Consider the following 3,493-nt stretch of genomic DNA (forward strand, 5'->3'; position numbering starts at 1 on the left):
CTCGAATCGAGTCGGTACCTTCAATGAATCTTGTCATTTAAAAGAACAAGTAGAAAAGTATAAAGAAACGTTTGGCTATTATCCCGAATCCGTCCATGTAGATAAAATTTATCGAACTAGGGAAAACAGAAATTGGTGTAAGGAAAGAGGGATAAGAATCAGTGGTCCGAAGTTAGGAAGACCTCCGAAAAATGTCAGTGAAGAAGAAAAGAAACAAGCCCACTCCGATGAATGCTTCCGTAATGCTATTGAGGGAAAGTTTGGACAAGCTAAACGAAGATTTAGCCTAAATCTCGTGATGACAAAACTCCCTGAAACCTCCATTACATCTATTGCTATTACATTTTTAGTTGTCAATCTTTCTAAACTTCTGAGGCAGTTTTTGTCGCTTTTTTTGTCCTTATTTACTAATAATAGAACAGGGGAACTCATCAAACCGCCTTTCATTAATTTTGATTATACTTTAAACAATTTTTATGTACTAAAACTTATTGATTTATCAGAAAATTCTTGGTCAAAAGTGGCATAAATTTTGGAGAAACTTTTTCAGCAAACCCTAATTATCAATGGATAATTATTAATTATCCATTGATAACTCTAAGTGTTAAGTGATATTAATTAACTGAGCAGAAAAGACTTAAATATAGTAAAATAATGGAGAGATACTAATTTGAGAAATTAAGCCAATGGGACGTAAAGCTAAACTGAAAAAAGAACGAAAATCTAGCCCTAAGAAAGTTGACAATTCTGGGGCTAATTCCGATGAATTCGTTAAACATTTAGAAAGACAAGGTTATTCTCTCAAAAATCCAAAAGTAGCTCCAGATATGCCTGATAAAAAGATTGAACCTCAAGTATAATAGCGATTAATTAACTATGACATCCCCTGATATTTTAACCGTTGACTCTTTAGTGACTCAAATTTATGAAACAGAGGAAAAACTAGCGATCGCTGCTGCTAAAATCGGGGAAAGTTATCTACAAGAAGTCCTAAAAAATCAAAAAGAAGCAACAATTCTCTTAGCAACGGGAAACTCTCAATTAAAGTTTCTAGATCGTGTTATTGCTGATCAAACAATTGATTGGTCACGAATTAATTTATTACATTTGGATGAATATTTAGGTATTGAAGGCAACAACTCAGCTAGTTTTCGTTTTTATCTCCACGAAAAAGTAGAAAAACGAATCAATTCCAAATCATTTAATTACTTAAACGGGGATGCTTTAGAACCCATAGAAGAATGCGATCGTTATACGAAACTACTCCAACAATACCCTATTGATCTGTGTTTGTTGGGGGTTGGACTAAATGGACATTTAGCCTTTAATGAACCACAAGTGGCCAATTTTAATGATACCTATAAGGTAAAAATTGTTAAATTAGACCCACAAACTCGCCAGGTACAAGTCAATCAGGGGCATTTCTCAACCCTTGATCAAGTCCCAAAATATGCTTTAACTTTAACTATTCCTACTATTATGTCGGCAAAAAAAATACTCTGTTTAGCATTAGGAGAAAACAAAGCAGAGATTATTCGACAGACGTTAAAAGGCGAGATTTCGACCCTTTGTCCCGCTTCCATTCTAAGACAACATTCCCATGCTACTTTATTACTAGATAAAAAATCCGCAGCTTTCCTTTAGGGTATCATGATAAACTATTATTATTTAATGATATGAAGTTTCTCGGACTCATTAGGTACACCTAATATCGCTCCTCCGAACTCCGAACTCCGAACTCCTAAAACTAGAAAACTCTGTACCTCACAAGTATGAGAAGTGCTATATGACCACTGATGATAAATCTCAATTAATTGCCATTAATGATGCTTTTTATCGTTCGTTTGAGAAACGAGATATGAAAACAATGAGTCAAGTCTGGTGGCAAGGTTCCAGTTGTACTTGTGTTCATCCTGGGGGCAATGTTCTTAAAGGATGGGATGTTATTCGTTCCTCTTGGGAAACTATCTTTAAGAACACCGATTATTTAGAAATTGACACAGAAATTATCAACATTGATATAGGTCAAGAACTTGCCTATATTGTTCTCATTGAAAAAGTTACACAAGTTAATAAAGGAAGAAGATTAGAAGCAGAATCAATGGCAACAAATAGTTTTAGGAAGATGGCGCAGAAATGGTATTTAGTTCATCATCATGGTAGTCCAATTGTGCGGAGATGAATATGATATAATAGCCTTTGTTGGCAACACCTAGTTAATTGTTTATTTTTGACTTAATCATGGATAATCCTGTCGGCGACGTGATGAACCTCATCAAAAAATATAGACTAAAAAAACCTGACTTTCAGTTTAAAAAGAATCAGGGAAAATGGCAGTGTACTTGTGTCATTACTCTGGAAGACACTCAATTAAGAGAAACAGCATTAGGACAAACCAAAAAGGAAGTAAAAACTCAAACTGCTAGAGCTATTTTACCCATTCTCAAGGAACACTTACAATCATCATAATATAATGTGGTTAAGTGTCAGGGAGATTAGGAAAGTTGGTGATCCAGAATGGGATGATTATATCAACTTTATTGGTTTACAAAACTTGACAGAAATTCGTTCTCTTGATTCTTGGTGTAATCCTTTAATTGATGATAGTTCTTATGCAGAATTATTTTCATCCTGCAATAATTACTCTCTAAATAATCTAGTGCAGCTTGGCGAAAGTAATCCACCAGATTTTTACAGAAACTTTCGTGACTAGCCACGACAATGTGTTTCAATGAAACTAACGGAAGAATCTCGAAGTTGATGTCCATGATAAAAGCATTGCCAATTAACCTCTCCAACCTACAGAAAACAGTACTCCAACAAATAGTGAGAGGGACAACAAACCCCTATCGCCTTGTTAGACGAGCCAAGCTAATCTTAGCCGCAGCATCAGGAGAGAGCAATAGTTCTATTAGTCGAAGATTAGAATTAGACCGAGTACAAGTGCGTCAGTGGCGATCGCGATGGTTTGAGGAGAGAGAAAAACTGAGTGCCGCCGAAGAACAACAGGTAACGGAGAAAGCATTAATGGTCTTGATCAAAGGAATTTTAAGCGATCGCCCAAGACCTGGAACAACAAAATCCTTTACGGTCGAACAAGTAGTCCAGATTGTAGAGATCGCTTGTGAAGAATGTGAAAAATCAGACAGACCAGTGAGCCATTGGACACCTTCAGAGTTGGCGGATGAAGCCATAAAAAGAGGAATTGTCGAAAAGATTTCCCCCCGTAGTGTGGGGCGTTTTTTAAAAAGAAGCGACATTACAACCACATCTCGTTCGTTACTGGTTAAATGCCAAAATTGATGATCCCTTAAAATTTAAAAAGCAAGTCAAATATATCTGTGAACTTCATCAAGAAGCTAAAACTTTGTTAGAACAAGGAATTCATTTAATTAGTACAGACGAAATGACAGGGATTCAAGCTCTTGAGAGATTATTTCCGACCAAAAGAATCAAGCCTAAACAAGTAGAAAACATCGAATTTGACTATTCG

Annotated in this window: 7 protein-coding genes; all 7 read left to right on the forward strand. The window is 35.8% G+C overall.

The window, feature by feature from the left end:
* The coding region (locus CWATDRAFT_RS30600; RefSeq protein ID WP_007308581.1) for an IS5 family transposase at positions 1-529 on the forward strand (529 nt) is incomplete at its 5' end.
* 157 nt (positions 530-686) lie between these two features.
* Positions 687-860: a hypothetical protein gene (locus tag CWATDRAFT_RS39050; protein ID WP_007309708.1), complete on the forward strand. Its 174-nt coding sequence runs from the start codon at positions 687-689 to the stop codon at positions 858-860.
* Positions 861-876: 16 nt separating this feature from the next.
* On the forward strand, positions 877-1,644 hold the full coding sequence (locus tag CWATDRAFT_RS30610; RefSeq protein ID WP_007308582.1) for a glucosamine-6-phosphate deaminase: 768 nt from the start codon (positions 877-879) through the stop codon (positions 1,642-1,644).
* Positions 1,645-1,786: 142 nt separating this feature from the next.
* On the forward strand, positions 1,787-2,182 hold the full coding sequence (locus CWATDRAFT_RS30615) for a nuclear transport factor 2 family protein (RefSeq protein ID WP_007308583.1): 396 nt from the start codon (positions 1,787-1,789) through the stop codon (positions 2,180-2,182).
* A 38-nt stretch (positions 2,183-2,220) separates the two neighbouring features.
* Positions 2,221-2,469: a hypothetical protein gene (locus CWATDRAFT_RS30620; protein WP_157134216.1), complete on the forward strand. Its 249-nt coding sequence runs from the start codon at positions 2,221-2,223 to the stop codon at positions 2,467-2,469.
* Positions 2,470-2,473: 4 nt separating this feature from the next.
* Positions 2,474-2,713 (forward strand): hypothetical protein, encoded by a 240-nt coding sequence (locus CWATDRAFT_RS30625; protein WP_007308584.1) that lies wholly within the window; start codon positions 2,474-2,476, stop codon positions 2,711-2,713.
* Positions 2,714-2,721: 8 nt separating this feature from the next.
* The gene (locus CWATDRAFT_RS30630) at positions 2,722-3,303 is read left to right on the forward strand and encodes a helix-turn-helix domain-containing protein (RefSeq protein ID WP_007303067.1); all 582 of its coding nucleotides are present in this window, start codon (positions 2,722-2,724) and stop codon (positions 3,301-3,303) included.
* Positions 3,304-3,493: the final 190 nt, after the last annotated feature.

Source organism: Crocosphaera watsonii WH 8501 (assembly GCF_000167195.1).
Classification (GTDB): domain Bacteria; phylum Cyanobacteriota; class Cyanobacteriia; order Cyanobacteriales; family Microcystaceae; genus Crocosphaera; species Crocosphaera watsonii.

Coding starts and splice junctions, on each gene's coding strand:
- CWATDRAFT_RS30625 (WP_007308584.1), top strand. CDS start 2,474: ATGTGGTTAAGTGTCAGGGAGATTAGGAAAGTTGGTGATCCAGAATGG.
- CWATDRAFT_RS39050 (WP_007309708.1), top strand. CDS start 687: ATGGGACGTAAAGCTAAACTGAAAAAAGAACGAAAATCTAGCCCTAAG.
- CWATDRAFT_RS30615 (WP_007308583.1), top strand. CDS start 1,787: ATGACCACTGATGATAAATCTCAATTAATTGCCATTAATGATGCTTTT.
- CWATDRAFT_RS30610 (WP_007308582.1), top strand. CDS start 877: ATGACATCCCCTGATATTTTAACCGTTGACTCTTTAGTGACTCAAATT.
- CWATDRAFT_RS30630 (WP_007303067.1), top strand. CDS start 2,722: ATGTGTTTCAATGAAACTAACGGAAGAATCTCGAAGTTGATGTCCATG.